The following is a 14887-nucleotide window of genomic DNA, read 5'->3' on the forward strand; positions in this document are numbered from 1 at the left end:
TCATATCATTTTTTAAAGAACAGTCGATAAGAGGTATAACCAAAAATATCGCCAGGATTAATCCCCTCTATCGCTTCTAATTGATGTTTTTCGAATTGATTGGATGCCATTTCTTTTAACATAACCGAGGTTGTTTCATCCTGTGCTAGCTCATGAGGATACAACCATTTGGCTTCTAGTATTTCTTTTTCCTGAATGCATACCTGTTGCTGCTCATCTAGCATATGACAATAAAAAATCGCCATATTATCACTAATGTCATCACGGATGACACCCGTTCTAAATCCAATTAAGCCTGATACACTGCAATCAATTCCTGTTTCTTCTTTGATTTCACGAATGACCGCCTCATCCACTGTTTCACCTGCGTTGACAAACCCTGCTGGCAATGACCAACGTCCTTTCAAGCCGCTATAAGCCTTTTTCACAACTAACCATTGTCCAAGCTCATTGACCGTAACACCTGATACACCCAACCATATTTTTCCTCGATCTTTTTTCATAACCTTCACCTCTATCTAACTATTATACCTGCTTGCTTTCAATGGAATGAAGCTTTTATTCAGAATTTTAAGACCAATCTTTATATACTATAAAAATGCGTATACATACCTTATTTGTAAATATGTTACACTTTCAATAACAAGGAAGTTTGATTTAGGAGGAGACCTTATGTTAAATGCACTCTCAGTGCGAGCAAAGTACTTTATAACAGCACTTATGTTAGCAATATTAACTCCTTTTCTTGCCTTTTTTATGCCCTTAACTATATCGCATACATTTTATTTTAATAGGGATAATGTCGTACTGATTACACCTCCTAGCAACTTTATTATGCTTTTAATAGCCATCGGATTGATAGTATTAGCTTTGATTGTCCTCGGATTAAAAAGAAATCCATATATTTACGCCATTTCTTCTGCAATCATCTTAAGCAGCTTCGTATTAGGTTATTATTCTTTTTTAAGCTATAGCGCCATACAAAAGGATCAAATCGTTTTTCAACATTATCACAAACAAATTATTTATAAATGGCAAGATATAAATGAGGTTATCTACGAATATGAAATAGGCTCTGTAGGAACGTATTACTTTCAAACAACAAACAATGAACAATTTGTTATCGAGGAAAACGGACAATTTGGTCTCGATGAAAAAAGGGCCATTTACCAGCTAGCTATTTTAAATGAGGCAAAGTTTATTGAGCGTGAAAAATCTGATTAGCCCATGAAAAAGACTTCTTTCATTATCAATGAAAGAAGCGCTTTTCTTAGAACTGATTGTACATTAACTATTATTTCATTAAAGAGGGTCTCACCAATGTAAACATGTAAATTCCAATTTCCTGCTGTCGGGAATTCCATTAAAGAAGGTAGATGTTAGTTTGGCTTAAGATAGGTAGAAATCCTACCTCAATGGAGAAAGGGAGATGAAAATGATTATTAAAATGACTCAAGATAATCTAAGGGATTTTAATAAAACAAACGACGGTTTTATGGTTTCAGGAAGGATTGTACCGACATATGCAAATAATATTTGGACATTCACAGAGGAAATATTTGCTGAGCCTTACTTCAAGAAATATGATGATAATGAAATGGACCTTCGTTACATAGAGGAAGTCGAGAAAGCTGTATTTTTTTATTATATTGAAAACAACTGTGTTGGGCAGATTAAGATGTGCTCTAATTGGAATGGATATGCACTTATTGAAGATATTGCTGTTGCAAAGGATTATAGAAAAAAGGGTGTTGGTACTGCCTTACTAAATAAAGCAATTGAGTGGGCAAAAGAAAAGAGCTTTTGTGGTCTCACTCTTGAAACACAGGATATCAATGTTTCAGCTTGTCATTTTTATGCCAAAAATCACTTTATAATAGGTGCAGTGGATACAATGCTTTATGCAAACTTTCCAACAGCAAATGAAATAGCGATTTTTTGGTATTATAAATTTTAGATTATTAGAATGCCCTGTTTCATTATATAAACAGGGCTTTCGTTTTAAATTTTTATGTTTGCAAACCATAGTAAAAGCCTCTTCAATTTGTTGTTATCCCAACATACAAATCAAAAAGGCTTGGTATCTATAACCCTAAACCGCTATTTTAGGGTTGTGTTCTTATTTTAAGGATTGTGTACACTTATCTATCAACTTCTTGATACAAGTTTTTATTCACAAACCTCAGGTGTACCTTCACGTTTAGCTGTTTTAAATGAAGTACCACAGCCACATGATGCAATAGCATTTGGATTATCAATTGTGAAGCCACCGCCCATTAGCGATTGTTTATAGTCAATTTTTGTTCCCATCAAAATCGGCGCATCTTCACGGGAAACAAGAATTGTTAAACCATGCTGTACATCTTCAAAGTCATCCTCTTTTTTCTCTTGATCAAAGTGCATGCCATAGGATAGTCCGCTACAGCCGCCACCGTTCACCACTACACGTAAAAAAGAACCTTGTTCTTCATTATGCTCCATCATTTCATTAATATGAAAGCCAGCAGCTTGTGTAACTTCTATTACTTTTTTTGTACTTGTCATCCCAATCACCTTCCTTCTTACGTATTATCATATCAATTTTGACCATTGTATGACAAACATTCAGCTTCAAGTCGATTTTTAGTCATAATTCTAATATTTTTCACATTTTTAGTATTTTTTATTCATGTTAATAAAAACTCTATTGGTATAATAGTTACAACGACTTCTTTGTAGGGGGGAATATATATGGAGATTTCACCATATTACGAAAAAAAAATTCAATGTTTGAATTGCAAAAAAGAATTTCCAACATTAAAGGTACGCTCAAAATTTATTAAAGTAGACCATACCGAAACAGATTTTCAACCGATCTATGCAGATGATGTCAATGCTCTTTATTACAACGTCTTTGTTTGCGAGCATTGCGGCTTCTCCTTTACAGAAGACTTTACAAAATATTTTGCACCAGGTATTCAAGATGAAATTCGTACACACATTACGGAAAAATGGGTGCACCATGATTTCAAGGGTGAACGTACCGTATTTCAAGCGATTCAAGCCTATAAGTTAGCTTTTCTTTGTGGGACAATTAAAAAAGAAAAAAATGTAGCGATTGCCGGATTAACTTTACGTCTTGCTTGGCTCTATCGTTCGTTGAACAATAGTGGACAAGAGGAGCGCTTTATGAAATTAGCACGTGATTATTATATGGAATCTTATTCTACCGAGGATTACAGCTCCACACAAATGTCAGCTGTCCGCATCATGTATATGATTGCTGAATTATCCAGACGCATTGGAGATATTGAAAATGCCACACGTTTCTTTTCAAGAGTCATTGAAAAACAAAGTGCTGGGGGCGAAGCAAAAATTGTGGATATGGCGAAAGAGCAATGGGCCATTATACGTGAAGAGAAAGAACATGCACGCCATGTATAGCTGAAAAAAGTTCTAGCTGTGCTGACAGCTAGAACTTTTTATGATAGCTTAGAATACTTGCTCTACTTCCACAATACCTGGTACTTCTTCTAGTAAAGCACGTTCAATACCAGCTTTTAATGTAATCGTAGAACTTGGGCAACTGCCACATGCACCTAATAAACGTAATTTAACAACGCCATCCTCAACATCTACTAATTCGCAGTCTCCACCGTCACGTAGTAAGAATGGACGTAATTTATCTAATACCTCTTGTACTTGGTCGTTAATTGTTGCTTCTGCCATTTATCTCGACTCCTTTCCTTATAATGATTATAATGTTAGCAACAGAAAAAATCCAATATTGAATCACAAGGAGAGAAAATACTATGCCATCAACAAAACCGATGATTGAAATTTATGGAACAGCTGTTATCTGTGCTAGCTGTGTCAATGCTCCATCTTCAAAAGATACATATGAGTGGCTTCAAGCAGCCATCGACCGTAAGTACCCAGATCACACCTACGATATTCGCTATATTGATATTGAAGGTCCAATTGAGAATGATCGCGACCAAGAGTATGCCAAACGTATTCAAGAAGATGAGTTTTTTTACCCTCTTGTCCTCATAAATAATGAAGTTGTTGGTGAAGGCTATGTGCAATTAAAGCCTGTATTTACAGCACTTGAAAATTTAGGCTTTGTTCCAGACGAAACTGTTTAAACAAAGCTAAGGGATTGCTTCAACATGATGTTAGAGCAATCCCTTTTCTCTCTATGAAAGACAGTAGCTAATTAATCATTTTGACGTTTGTAATACCATAATAATCCTGATTTCATTAAGCGCGCGATACGTCCAGTGACTGTTGTATCAGCTAAGTACACAAAGCCTTGTTTTTTACCAAGAGCCCCCATGAAGCCTTTTAATTTAATGTCCGGCATCTTCTCTGGTAAATGTTCACCTTTCCAACGCATACGAAGTACTTTTACGATTTGCTCCGCTTGTTCCTCAGCTAACTGTGCTGTTGGAGGTAAATCTGATGAAGCACAATCCCCTACAATATAGACATGTTCATCATCAAGTACATTAAAATACTGAGTGACAAGTGGACGGTCATGTTTATCCTTCTCAACATCCATATCACGAACGATTTTGACAGGCTGTACACCTGCAGTCCAAACGACAGCATCGAGTAAAATTTCATCTTCGTGATTGAAAATTTTACCTGGTTCTACTTTTGTAATATTGGAGTTGGCTATAACATCAACATTATGCTTAACAAACCAATCCTTTACATACTTACTTAGTTTTTCTGGAAAATCCTTAAGAATACGTTGACCACGGTCAAATAACTTTATTTTTAAATCTGATCGACTTTCACGTAGCTCACTTGCAAGCTCAATTCCACTCAAGCCAGCCCCTACAATTCCCACTGTAGACCCAGCTGGTAAACCACAAAGTGCTTGGAATGTTGCGCGCGATTGTCCCATCGTTTGAATGCTATATGTGTGCTCTTCCGCACCTGGTACACCATGATATTTATCTTCACAGCCAAGCCCAATGACTAAATCATCATATTCAATACGTTGCCCATCTTCTAAAAGGACTACTTTTTCTGCACGATTAATTTCAACGACTTCTCCATATACAGCCGTTAAACGTTCATGCTCTGGGAAGCTTACACGAATTTCTTTATCTGTTGCAGTCCCTGCCGCCAATGCATAAAATTCTGTTTTTAAACTATGGAAAGGGGCTCTATCTACTATAACTACCTCTCTGTCTAATGGTAAGCTATTTAATAGACGAAGCATGACACGCATATTGCCGTAGCCGCCACCTAAAAGTACTAATTTACCCATAATAGTCTCCTTTTATATCTCTTTTAATAATTGTTCACAAAGTATCCACAAACGAGTATAACCGATTGTGAGAAGTTTCACAATATCAGAATGAAATTTTGTGAAAGATTTCACATAATAAATGAGAACTTGTTCATTTCGATTGATTTTAGAGCTATTAATAACGAATTCCCTTTATCTTTTATCAAAAAACGTTTCTTTTACCTTAAACATAAATAATTGACGAAAATCGTAAAACCGAGTAGCATTACTTTGGTGAGGTGACATGAATGAATCCAATGGTTGAATTTTGTATAAGTAATTTAGCAAATGGCTCTCAAGCAACTTATGAAGTACTCGAACGCGACCCAAACATCGACGTTTTGGAATATGGCTGCCTCAGTTATTGTACAAAGTGCTCGGAATCTTTTTATGCAATTGTAAATGGTGAATTAGTAGAAGCCGATTCTCCTGATGCATTAACGAAAGCCATTTATCAATTTATTGAAGAAAATCCATTATGGTAGTTTTCTAAAATGCCTATATGAAATAAATTTGAACAAATAAAAAGGATGTTATGCTAAAAATCAGCATAAACATCCTTTTATTATTTTAATACATCCACTACATATGTAGGTTGACATTCTTTTTCTAGTACAACCTTTGTAGGAGTAACACCTGTATTCACATGAATGGTGTCACAGCCAAAATGAATACCACACATAATGTCCGTGTCATAGTTATCACCGATCATCACCATGTCTTCTTTAGCCATTCCATGTTCTGTAGCGATTACTTCCAGCATAGCTGGTGATGGTTTACCAATATAGATTGGTTCAACATCTGCAACCTCTCCTACTAAGCGAGCAAAAGAACCATTGCCTGGTAAAAAGCCGTACTCTGTCGGGAATTTAATATCTTGATTAGTCGCAATAAAGGTTGCCCCTTTTTGGACAAAAATCGTTGCTCTAGCAAGTGCCATATAATCAAGCGTACGATCAATACCCATAACAAATACTTCCGGCTCATCTTCAACAGGTTCAATATTTTCATTGAGTAATGCCTGACGTATTCCATCTGTGCCCATCATGGCTACTTTTTTGCCTGCGAAATGAAGTGCCACATATTTTGCTGTTACCAATGCACTTGAATAAATATGCTCTAATGGTGCGTTTACACCAATAGACATTAAAGCTTCCTGCAGTTGTTCTCGCGTCTTCGAAGAATTATTCGTTACATAAAATGGCTCAATTCCTGCTTGCTGTAAACGATGAATAAACGCAACCGCTGAAGGAATTCCTTCCTTCCCGCGATAGACAGTGCCATCTAAATCAAAGCAATAGGCTTTATATTGTTTCATTGATGGTCCTCTGGTAAAAAAGCTGAAACTGGCCCTAATTCATTTGTTAAATAATGGTGGACTGCTGGCGAGAATTGCTTTAAAGCCTCTAAATTGGCTGTTAGTACCTGAATAACCTCTGGGATATCTACATCTATAAACTCGCGTACAAGCATTTTACGCAAGCCAACAACTGCTTTATATGGTGCTTCCATTTCAGCAGCTACAACTTTTTCATCGACTAAAATATCGATGATATCCTCGTAGCTTCCTGGATCACGCATAATGAAACCGTCAATCATTAAATTGCCTACATCCATCATTGACTCCATAATGTTGTGTCCAATTCGCTCGATAGCTAATTTCTTTATATCATTTTGAAGCCAGTTATCATTATCCTCTGTCTCCAAAATAGTTAATAGCCCATCTAAGTACTGTAAATTTTTTGTGATTTTATTACGATCTACAAAATACACAAGGAAAGCCCCCATTCAAATCATTAAAAGTTGATAGTCTTTTCTCTTCTATAGTACCATAACTATAGGACTGGAAGGAGATTAAAAGATGGAACGTTTTTTTTTATATGATGATGTAGAAGATACAAAAACACGCTTTGTTAGTTTTGCTGGGAAAAAGCTACGTTATGATTTAGCTATTTTACAATCAGGCCGCTTCTTTGGAAAAGTGCTTGTCATGGATATTCAATTTGGTCGCTTTGCTATCATCGGCCCTGATGATATAGAAGAACCTGGTTACTTAGAACATGTGTACAATCGCACAGAGGAAGAAACGATAGAGTTACGAGAATATTTACGTGAATTATTGAACTAACACCCTTTTTATTGGGTGTTTTTTTATAGGGCATAAAAAAATTCCGCGTTACCCTGTAGGCGATTGCGAAATCTTTTTACGTATTGTTATTTATTTAAAGTAGATGGATTATTTTTATTATGGGGCTTATTGTCTTTGTTTTCTTCATCATTTTGTTTTTTTGCTTGCTGATTTTGACCAATAACCGCTAAATCATCTACACTTATATCAAAACCATATCCGTATTCCTCACGATCTAATGGCTTTTTATCGCGCTTGTTCTTTGCCAATATCATCACCTCCACTCATAAATTATCCTTTTTTTAATGTTTTATACTTCTTTTTTTCACACTAATTAAGTCGTTGAATCCTCAATAATCCAATGTGCAGCACTTATTAAATCTGGGAAAACGGCATCTGCTAATGGATCTTGGTCTCCTAAAAATACACCCTTTGTTCCTGCTTGTTTGCCTGCAATTATATCCGTGTCCGTATCACCAACCATATAGGATTTAGATACATCAATGTTATATTTCCTCGCTAAATCCACAATTAATTTACTATTGGGCTTTCGGCAAGCACAGCCCGACCTAGGCTTATGTGGACAATAAACGACCTCATGGATAGTGGCGCCTTTTTTCTTGAGCTCCTTCACCATATGCTCATGTATTTTCTGTAAGCTCGTTTCCTTCATGAAACCTAAACCGACACCACCTTGATTTGTCACAACAAACACATAATCAAAATGTTTATTTAACTTCTTGATCGCCTCAGGCACCTGTGGTAAAAAGTATAAATCCTTAGGCTTATTGACAAATTTCACACGACTCGTTAGTACCTCATTGATGACACCATCGCGATCTAAAAATACGGCTCTTTTCATATGCAACACACCTTTAATAAGCTGTTTTGTGCTTTAGTTTTCCCCCATTACTGCAAAAGAAAACAAGGACACAAGAAAAAACCTGATGCCTATCACATCAGGTTTCTCTTATCTTTTTTATTCCGCTAAAGGTTCTTGGTCTGTTGGCTTTGTTACCACACTTGTATCCAACACTTCGGGCTGTTTCATGACTTTGCCCGTTTTACGTAACACAAAATAAGCACAGCCAAAATTACAATACTCATATAGATAGTCTTGAAGCGTACTTATTTTCGTATCAAAAGTTGATTTTTGATTTTTATCATCAAAAAAACCCTTTAAACGTAATTGATTATAGCCCCAATCCCCTACAATATAATCGTATCTGGCTAAAATATCTGAATACCTTTCCTGAAAAACTTCCTCCTGAAAGGCTTCTCGATAATCCTTTATTAGTTCATATTCTAATCCTTCAATTATGATCAAAGTGACACCACCCTTTTCGTTCAGCCTTGACGTTTAGAGTTCTGCTTGTAATTGACGTTCTTTTGTTGCAGCATTTACTTGTTCATCTGCATGATAACTACTACGTACAAGTGGGCCTGCTTCACAATGTTTAAAGCCTTTTTCCATGGCAATCTTACGCAGTTTACCAAATTCAATTGGTGAATAATATTTTTTAACTGGTAAATGCTTTTTCGTTGGCTGTAAATATTGACCGATTGTCATAATATCTACATTATTCGCACGTAAATCGTCCATTACTTCTAAAATTTCTTCGTGTGTTTCGCCTAAGCCAATCATTAACGATGATTTCGTTGGAATTTCTGGCTGCATCTCTTTAGCCAAGCGAAGGAACTCTAATGAGCGTTCGTATTTTGCACGAGCACGTACTCTTGGTGTTAAACGGCGTACCGTTTCAATATTATGGTTTAAAATATCTGGTTTCGAATCCATTAGCAGTTGAAGGTTTTCTTTTATACCACCTAAATCTGATGGCAGCACCTCAACAGATGTGAAAGGACTTTTACGGCGAATAGCACGAACTGTTTCGGCTAATACTTGCGCACCGCCATCCTTTAAATCGTCACGCGCTACCATTGTGATTACAACGTGCTTTAAGTTCATAATTGCTACTGAATCTGCAACGCGCTCTGGTTCAGCCAAATCTAGTTCATTGGGTAACCCTGTTTTGACTGCACAGAAACGACAAGCACGTGTACAAACGGAACCAAGAATCATCATGGTAGCAGTACGTCTTTCTCCCCAGCATTCATGGATATTTGGACAGCGAGCTTCTTCACATACTGTATGCAGATTTTTCTCACGCATCAGCTTTTTAAGCCCTTTATATTCGTCGTTCGTGTTTAGTTTTATTTTTAGCCAGTCTGGTTTTCTTACATGTTCTTCTTTACTTGTAGGTTTACAAGATGTCATACGAATATCGCCCCTATCAAAAATATGCATTTTTTAATATTAACTATCTTCACTGTTGTCAATGTAACATATTAAAGGAGCTCCAACAACTATCACAATAACATTTCTACTTATAAGGGACAGGTATTTCGATGGAGGGTTGCGGTGCATCACTACTATTTGTATAAATGTTTGGAACAGGACCTCTCGTTAAGCCCATTGCTACAGGGATATCTTGTGCAACGGTTGAAGATTTACTAGCGAACGGGACAATAATCTGTACATTGACTTCTAAATGAATACCTACCTCCACATAAGCACTGTTGATCCCAAATTCCTGAATGGAGGACGTCACATTGCTATGAACATTTCCAATCACGTGGAAGCGTATCGGAATCTTTGGCCCTAAATTTCCGAGCAAAGGTATATTGGCCGCTTGACCAAGAGGTACAAAGAAGACAATACCATCACCTTCCTGAATTCTGTTAATATCATATTCAACATTATCTAATTCAGGTAAATGCGATAATTCTCCTTGTTCAGCTTGCTCTAAATACATTTTAACAAGCTCTAATGTCTCTGCTCGAACACGATTAATAATTTCTGTATTAAACTTAGTCGTCATCATTTCAGATGTACCGGGAGGAATATCTTGAATGATATCATTGACATCTAATACATTTGAGGTACGTGAATTAATGGCTTTGCTCACAACGTATGACGCAATCTTAGTGGTTTGTACCTCGGCATACTGCAAATAGGTTGGCATGAGCCGTTCGTTTAAATAATAAATAAATAATATAAGGCAAATAACCGTACTTACAATTAAAATTGTTAATCGATTAAGACGTATTCCCCTTTGATTATATGAGCGTAATTTCATCCTTTTTCGAGGGAAAAACAAAAAAATCTCCTCCTGTTCCATAACGTATGAACAGGGGGAGCAATTTATTCTACTTTTGCGGAAGCCACGTAATCGGTCTCAACACTTTCAATTGAAACACTAGGATAATCCACTAAATTGATTTCATATGTAGCTGCGAGCAATTGATTTTGCTCTTCAAAAATACGAATCCACGGTAATGCTGCATCCAATGTATTTTGTCTGGATACAATACCGCGTCGTCCATCCGATAATTTTAAAATAACGCCATTTGGATAGTGGACCACTGCCCTTTTTAACGCTTTTACAACCCGAGCATCATAAAGAGTACCAGAGCCTGCTTCAACAATTGCTAACCCTTGTGAAGGTAGCATCTTTTCACGGTAAACACGATTGGTTGTAACTGCGTCAAAAACATCTGCCACGCCAATAATCTTGGCAAAAGGATGAATTTCAAAATCAACAAGCCCTCTTGGATAGCCGCTTCCGTCAATTCGCTCATGATGCTGAAAAGCACAATGTGCCACAAGTAATGAGATAGAATGTAAATTGCGCAATAAATCGAAACCATAACGAGCATGCATTTTCATTGTTTCAAACTCATCATTAGTGAGGCGATCAGGCTTTGTTAATATATCTTTAGGTACCATGAGTTTACCAACATCATGCAGTAAAGCACCAATACCGATTAAGCGTAAATCCTCAGCCGAATAACCAAGCTCTTTGGCAATCGCAATGGAGTACAAGGTCACTTGGAAGGAGTGTTGATATAAATATTCATCAAATAAATAAGCATCTGTTAAAATAGTTAAAATTTCATCATTTCCAGTAACTGCAGAAAGTAGTTCATCTACAATTGAGACAATTGTCTTTGATTGCTGATCTAATATATAAGAGGCATTTACGGGATTACAACCATCAATGGATTGGAATGAATCCTTTATAGTTGTAATCACTTTATTTCGCATAGCAGGTGGAACGGTCTCTTCTACTTCTATACCTTCAGAAATATCATCGTTAATATATAGATAATGCATATTTAACTGTTGAAGTCGTTGAATAATCCGGTCATTAATAACAACATCTTTCTTTAAAAGTGGATGACCTGCCTCATTCCAAATGGTTCTACCTAATACCATTCCTTCTTTTAATACATCGATTGAAATTAATCGCATGATTTCTTCCCCAATCCATTCTTTAAACTCTCTCTATTGTTTAAAGAATCTTTGACCATAATCTATCATAATGTTTCGTAAAAATTCAGGTAAAATATATTGTTTCTTCGCATATTTAAAGCTTGGATAAAAATAACCAAATGTAAATAAATCTAACGTCACAAGTTTATAAATATGATCGTGATCCGCTAGCTTGCCATTAATCAATAATTGGCGATTGTCATTCATTGAAAATCCATATGTCAACATTTTCCCAAAAATAACGCCTCTAAACCCTAAACCTTTTAATTCGATATAGGGCCACTCTTCATTTTTGGATTGCATATAAATTTCTTTCATTTCTGCAACGGATAATTCAATTGTACATAAATTAATAGGATGTGGAAAAATTCGATGCAAATCTAGCGCAGTTACAGTGCCCTTCGGTAAACCATCTAAAAAGATACCTGCATTGAACAATGCACAGTCGGCACCGCTTTTTTCCAAAATGGCATGTGCAAATAAATCTGATAGCTGTGAGTAATGGAACCATTCCTTGTTATAGGATTTATTTGTTGTAAAGACTGGTGTATCCAGTATTCTGTTACCTTCATCCTCCCAAAACTGTACCATTTTCTGTTCATTATTAACAATTGGCAAATCCTTATTATGAATTAAAGTATCCTCTTTTTCAACAATTTTCCTCATTTTTTTATCATATTCTATGACAAGATGACCTGTATATTGGCCAAATTTCCCTCCACCTGTCAGTAAAACACCATTGATATGTTTGCCAGTTGGCAAGACATGATGTGTATGGGACCCGAATATCACATCAATTTCGGGACATTCTTCCGCTAAGAGCTCATCCTCTGTAATGCCTAAATGTGACAAGCACACAACAATGTCAACCTCTTTACGTAGTTGATGTGCTAGACGTAGCAATGTACTGCGGGCATCGTCCATATGCCAATTTAATTCTTGATAATACACTTCAAACATGGCTGTAGCAGCAATTACACCTATTTTTGTACCTGTTTCTGTTGTTAAAATAACATAGGGCTTCATCCAAGATGGCTTTTCCCCTTGAGAGGCATAGACATTCGCCACCACAACTTCAAAATTGGCATCATCATATAAATGGAAGAGCTCTTCATGTGACAATGTAATGCCTTCGTTGTTACCGATTGTCACTACATCATAACCTGCCTCATTAAGTAATTGTACATTGCCTCTCCCAACCGTCGCCTCTGTATAAATATTAGAACGGTCTAAGTGATCTCCAACATCAAATAAATAGCTTGTTTCCCCTATTGCCGCTAGATTGTTACGCATCTCTTTCACATAGCTTTGCATACGTGGCCAATACTTAAAATGACTATGCAAATCATTTGTGTGAAAAATATGGATTTTTTCAAGCATTAAAGCCACCTCATTTCAAATTAAGCTAATATGCCTTCTATAATGGAACGAATTCCTAATAATAATAAAATAATCCTTAGGGCGAGTACAAGCGTATCTGATTTAATTCTTTTATTTAATGCCGCCCCCAATTTTGCCCCAATATAGGCCCCTGGAATAACAGGGATTGTATAGAGCCACGGCACATGTCCGAAGTAAATATGGCTTGAGGAATTTACAATGGACGTTAAAAACACCATAAACATCGATGTTGCCACTGCGACATGTGGTGGAAATAAAAACAAAATAATCATTGCTGGTACAATCATCGAGCCACCACCAATGCCGAACAGCCCAGAAGCAAAGCCAATACCAAATGTTAATATAAAGGCAAACCAAATAGGATAGCCATATATAAAGGTATTGCCCTCAGAGTCTGTAAATTCTTGTTGCGTACCATTTTTCACAAACCATTTTACTGGCTTCAACTTGTCACGGACAAGCAAAATGATTGATAAAATAATAAGCAGAATACCAAAATATAAATTGAAGGATGGTAAGTCTAATCCTTTATTGACCCAAGCTCCAAGAATCGTTCCTGGAATACTTCCAAGAAAAAATATAAAGCCACTTTTATAATCCACCGTTTTGGATTTCATATAGCTTAATGTGGAGGCTAGCCCTGTAAAGATCATCATAACAACTGATAAACCGACTACTTTTTGAGGCGTAATATCTGGAATCATTCCTAGATTTAAACCAATATATAAGGTTGCTGGTACTAAAACGATACCACCACCTAGCCCAACCAATGAGCCAATTAGACCCGCCAATAGTGCAATGATGACTAATAAAATAAATTCCATTATAGTTCCCCTTCAAACATGTTTAATTGTTTAGGCGCTAGTCCAACATCTTTAATATTCAACATGTCTTGTAGCTCCTTTGCATTTTTCGCTGCATGATTACCTGAATTATTATTAAATAATACGAAGAGTTCATTGACCTCTTTTTCAAGCTTTTGCATGCTATGCCCAAGCTGTTGTAATTCTTCTTTATTATAATCATATAAAAAGCGAACTTTACGCCAATTTTCAGCATTCCCTGTGTTGCGCCACCCATGGATATTGCGCCCATGGATACGGATAAGTGCTTTACTCGCCGTCACTACAGGATAGAAGGGGACTGAACCTACACCAGCCTGTGGTTCATCACAAATCGTATGAATAAATTGATGTTCACGTAAAAAATCCATCGTCTGCTGTACGACATTTTCTGCATACCATGTTTGATTTCGAAACTCAATAGCTACTTCAAAATCCTTGAGCTGCTGCCGTATATACAATAAATATTGTACATTTTTTGCCTGGCAATCGAACCACGGTGGAAATTGTGCTAATACCATCGCTAGCTTTCCATAACGTTTAAATTCATTCACACATTCGATAAAAGCATTGAACATGTCATTTTTTGTTTCAAAAGGTATATCACCACGCAAATGGCCAGTCATACCTTGGTACGCCTTTACAACAAAACGAAAATTTTCAGGTGTATCCTCACACCATTTACGAACATGCTCCTTGGACGGGATGGCGTAAAAAGACGTATCGACTTCGACCGTTAAAAAATGACCTGTATAATCAAATAATTTATCTTTTGAGGTAGTCACTCCACTAGAAAGTGAAGGGTGATCGCCCCAACCAGTTAATCCAACTACAATCATGTGACACCCTCCTCTATGTACATAATCATAGCACACAGTATGATACTAGAAATAAAC

The 14887-nt window shown here is 36.5% G+C and carries 22 protein-coding genes; 6 read left to right on the forward strand and 16 right to left on the reverse strand.

Annotated elements, in window-relative coordinates:
- Positions 1-5 precede the first annotated feature (5 nt).
- Positions 6-503 (reverse strand): NUDIX hydrolase, encoded by a 498-nt coding sequence (locus AC6BKE_RS25560; RefSeq protein ID WP_058844840.1) that lies wholly within the window; start codon positions 501-503, stop codon positions 6-8.
- Between the two features lie 169 nt (positions 504-672).
- Between AC6BKE_RS25560 and AC6BKE_RS25565 the strand changes: the two genes are divergently transcribed.
- Positions 673-1224: a hypothetical protein gene (locus AC6BKE_RS25565; RefSeq protein ID WP_036119763.1), complete on the forward strand. Its 552-nt coding sequence runs from the start codon at positions 673-675 to the stop codon at positions 1222-1224.
- Here the strand turns inward: AC6BKE_RS25565 and AC6BKE_RS25570 are convergent.
- Positions 1221-1364 carry a hypothetical protein gene (locus AC6BKE_RS25570; protein ID WP_499858227.1) on the reverse strand — a complete coding sequence of 48 codons (144 nt, stop codon included), beginning with the start codon at positions 1362-1364 and terminating at the stop codon, positions 1221-1223. The two genes, AC6BKE_RS25565 and AC6BKE_RS25570, sit on opposite strands and share 4 nt — an antisense overlap.
- A 71-nt stretch (positions 1365-1435) precedes the next feature.
- On the opposite strand from AC6BKE_RS25570, the gene AC6BKE_RS25575 reads away from it, so the two are divergent.
- Positions 1436-1957: a GNAT family N-acetyltransferase gene (locus tag AC6BKE_RS25575; RefSeq protein WP_342504467.1), complete on the forward strand. Its 522-nt coding sequence runs from the start codon at positions 1436-1438 to the stop codon at positions 1955-1957.
- Positions 1958-2169: 212 nt separating this feature from the next.
- On the opposite strand, the gene AC6BKE_RS25580 is transcribed toward AC6BKE_RS25575, so the two are convergent.
- Positions 2170-2544, reverse strand: coding sequence for a HesB/IscA family protein (locus AC6BKE_RS25580; RefSeq protein WP_036119760.1), 375 nt, complete (start codon positions 2542-2544; stop codon positions 2170-2172).
- 186 nt (positions 2545-2730) lie between these two features.
- Between AC6BKE_RS25580 and AC6BKE_RS25585 the strand changes: the two genes are divergently transcribed.
- The gene (locus AC6BKE_RS25585; protein WP_058844838.1) at positions 2731-3423 is read left to right on the forward strand and encodes a DUF2225 domain-containing protein; all 693 of its coding nucleotides are present in this window, start codon (positions 2731-2733) and stop codon (positions 3421-3423) included.
- 48 nt (positions 3424-3471) lie between these two features.
- On the opposite strand, the gene AC6BKE_RS25590 is transcribed toward AC6BKE_RS25585, so the two are convergent.
- Positions 3472-3708, reverse strand: a complete 237-nt coding sequence (locus AC6BKE_RS25590; protein WP_004228295.1) for a NifU family protein — start codon at positions 3706-3708, stop codon at positions 3472-3474.
- A gap of 83 nt (positions 3709-3791) precedes the next feature.
- Here AC6BKE_RS25590 and AC6BKE_RS25595 point away from each other — a divergent pair, with 83 nt between their 5' ends.
- Positions 3792-4127, forward strand: a complete 336-nt coding sequence (locus AC6BKE_RS25595; RefSeq protein ID WP_036119745.1) for a YuzD family protein — start codon at positions 3792-3794, stop codon at positions 4125-4127.
- Between the two features lie 71 nt (positions 4128-4198).
- Here the strand turns inward: AC6BKE_RS25595 and AC6BKE_RS25600 are convergent, their stop codons facing one another.
- The gene (locus AC6BKE_RS25600; protein ID WP_036119742.1) at positions 4199-5263 is read right to left on the reverse strand and encodes an NAD(P)/FAD-dependent oxidoreductase; all 1065 of its coding nucleotides are present in this window, start codon (positions 5261-5263) and stop codon (positions 4199-4201) included.
- Positions 5264-5532: 269 nt separating this feature from the next.
- On the opposite strand from AC6BKE_RS25600, the gene AC6BKE_RS25605 reads away from it, so the two are divergent.
- Positions 5533-5769 (forward strand): YuzB family protein, encoded by a 237-nt coding sequence (locus tag AC6BKE_RS25605; protein WP_036119739.1) that lies wholly within the window; start codon positions 5533-5535, stop codon positions 5767-5769.
- Positions 5770-5849: 80 nt separating this feature from the next.
- Here the strand turns inward: AC6BKE_RS25605 and AC6BKE_RS25610 are convergent, their stop codons facing one another.
- Together AC6BKE_RS25610 and AC6BKE_RS25615 are read right to left on the reverse strand one after the other, a co-directional pair.
- A complete protein-coding gene (locus tag AC6BKE_RS25610; protein WP_036119736.1) occupies positions 5850-6602 on the reverse strand; it encodes a TIGR01457 family HAD-type hydrolase in 753 nt (250 codons plus the stop codon).
- Positions 6599-7057 (reverse strand): DUF86 domain-containing protein, encoded by a 459-nt coding sequence (locus AC6BKE_RS25615; protein WP_036119733.1) that lies wholly within the window; start codon positions 7055-7057, stop codon positions 6599-6601. The genes AC6BKE_RS25610 and AC6BKE_RS25615 overlap by 4 nt, the downstream gene beginning before the upstream one ends.
- Before the next feature lie 88 nt (positions 7058-7145).
- On the opposite strand from AC6BKE_RS25615, the gene AC6BKE_RS25620 reads away from it, so the two are divergent.
- The gene (locus AC6BKE_RS25620) at positions 7146-7412 is read left to right on the forward strand and encodes a DUF3055 domain-containing protein (protein ID WP_036119730.1); all 267 of its coding nucleotides are present in this window, start codon (positions 7146-7148) and stop codon (positions 7410-7412) included.
- Between the two features lie 86 nt (positions 7413-7498).
- Here AC6BKE_RS25620 and AC6BKE_RS25625 read toward each other — a convergent pair whose 3' ends face one another.
- The 9 genes from AC6BKE_RS25625 to AC6BKE_RS25665 form a co-directional block, all read right to left on the reverse strand.
- Complete coding sequence (locus tag AC6BKE_RS25625) at positions 7499-7687, reverse strand: hypothetical protein (RefSeq protein WP_170829885.1); 189 nt, start codon at positions 7685-7687, stop codon at positions 7499-7501.
- A 59-nt stretch (positions 7688-7746) separates the two neighbouring features.
- The gene (locus tag AC6BKE_RS25630) at positions 7747-8274 is read right to left on the reverse strand and encodes a D-glycero-alpha-D-manno-heptose-1,7-bisphosphate 7-phosphatase (protein ID WP_058844836.1); all 528 of its coding nucleotides are present in this window, start codon (positions 8272-8274) and stop codon (positions 7747-7749) included.
- 117 nt (positions 8275-8391) lie between these two features.
- Positions 8392-8739, reverse strand: a complete 348-nt coding sequence (locus AC6BKE_RS25635; RefSeq protein ID WP_036119722.1) for a YutD family protein — start codon at positions 8737-8739, stop codon at positions 8392-8394.
- A 33-nt stretch (positions 8740-8772) separates the two neighbouring features.
- A complete protein-coding gene (gene lipA, locus AC6BKE_RS25640) occupies positions 8773-9690 on the reverse strand; it encodes a lipoyl synthase (RefSeq protein ID WP_036119719.1) in 918 nt (305 codons plus the stop codon).
- 106 nt (positions 9691-9796) lie between these two features.
- The gene (gene yunB, locus AC6BKE_RS25645) at positions 9797-10594 is read right to left on the reverse strand and encodes a sporulation protein YunB (protein WP_051891599.1); all 798 of its coding nucleotides are present in this window, start codon (positions 10592-10594) and stop codon (positions 9797-9799) included.
- 23 nt (positions 10595-10617) lie between these two features.
- Entirely contained in the window at positions 10618-11727 is a 1110-nt protein-coding gene (locus AC6BKE_RS25650) for an HD-GYP domain-containing protein (protein ID WP_036119715.1), read from the reverse strand.
- Between the two features lie 33 nt (positions 11728-11760).
- Positions 11761-13128, reverse strand: a complete 1368-nt coding sequence (locus tag AC6BKE_RS25655) for a bifunctional metallophosphatase/5'-nucleotidase (RefSeq protein ID WP_058844835.1) — start codon at positions 13126-13128, stop codon at positions 11761-11763.
- A 20-nt stretch (positions 13129-13148) separates the two neighbouring features.
- On the reverse strand, positions 13149-13973 hold the full coding sequence (locus tag AC6BKE_RS25660; RefSeq protein ID WP_058844834.1) for a sulfite exporter TauE/SafE family protein: 825 nt from the start codon (positions 13971-13973) through the stop codon (positions 13149-13151).
- Positions 13973-14830, reverse strand: coding sequence for a DUF72 domain-containing protein (locus AC6BKE_RS25665; protein WP_499858228.1), 858 nt, complete (start codon positions 14828-14830; stop codon positions 13973-13975). Before AC6BKE_RS25665 ends, AC6BKE_RS25660 begins: the two co-directional genes overlap by 1 nt.
- Positions 14831-14887: the final 57 nt, after the last annotated feature.

It is taken from the genome of Lysinibacillus sp. COL-1, assembly GCF_059814265.1.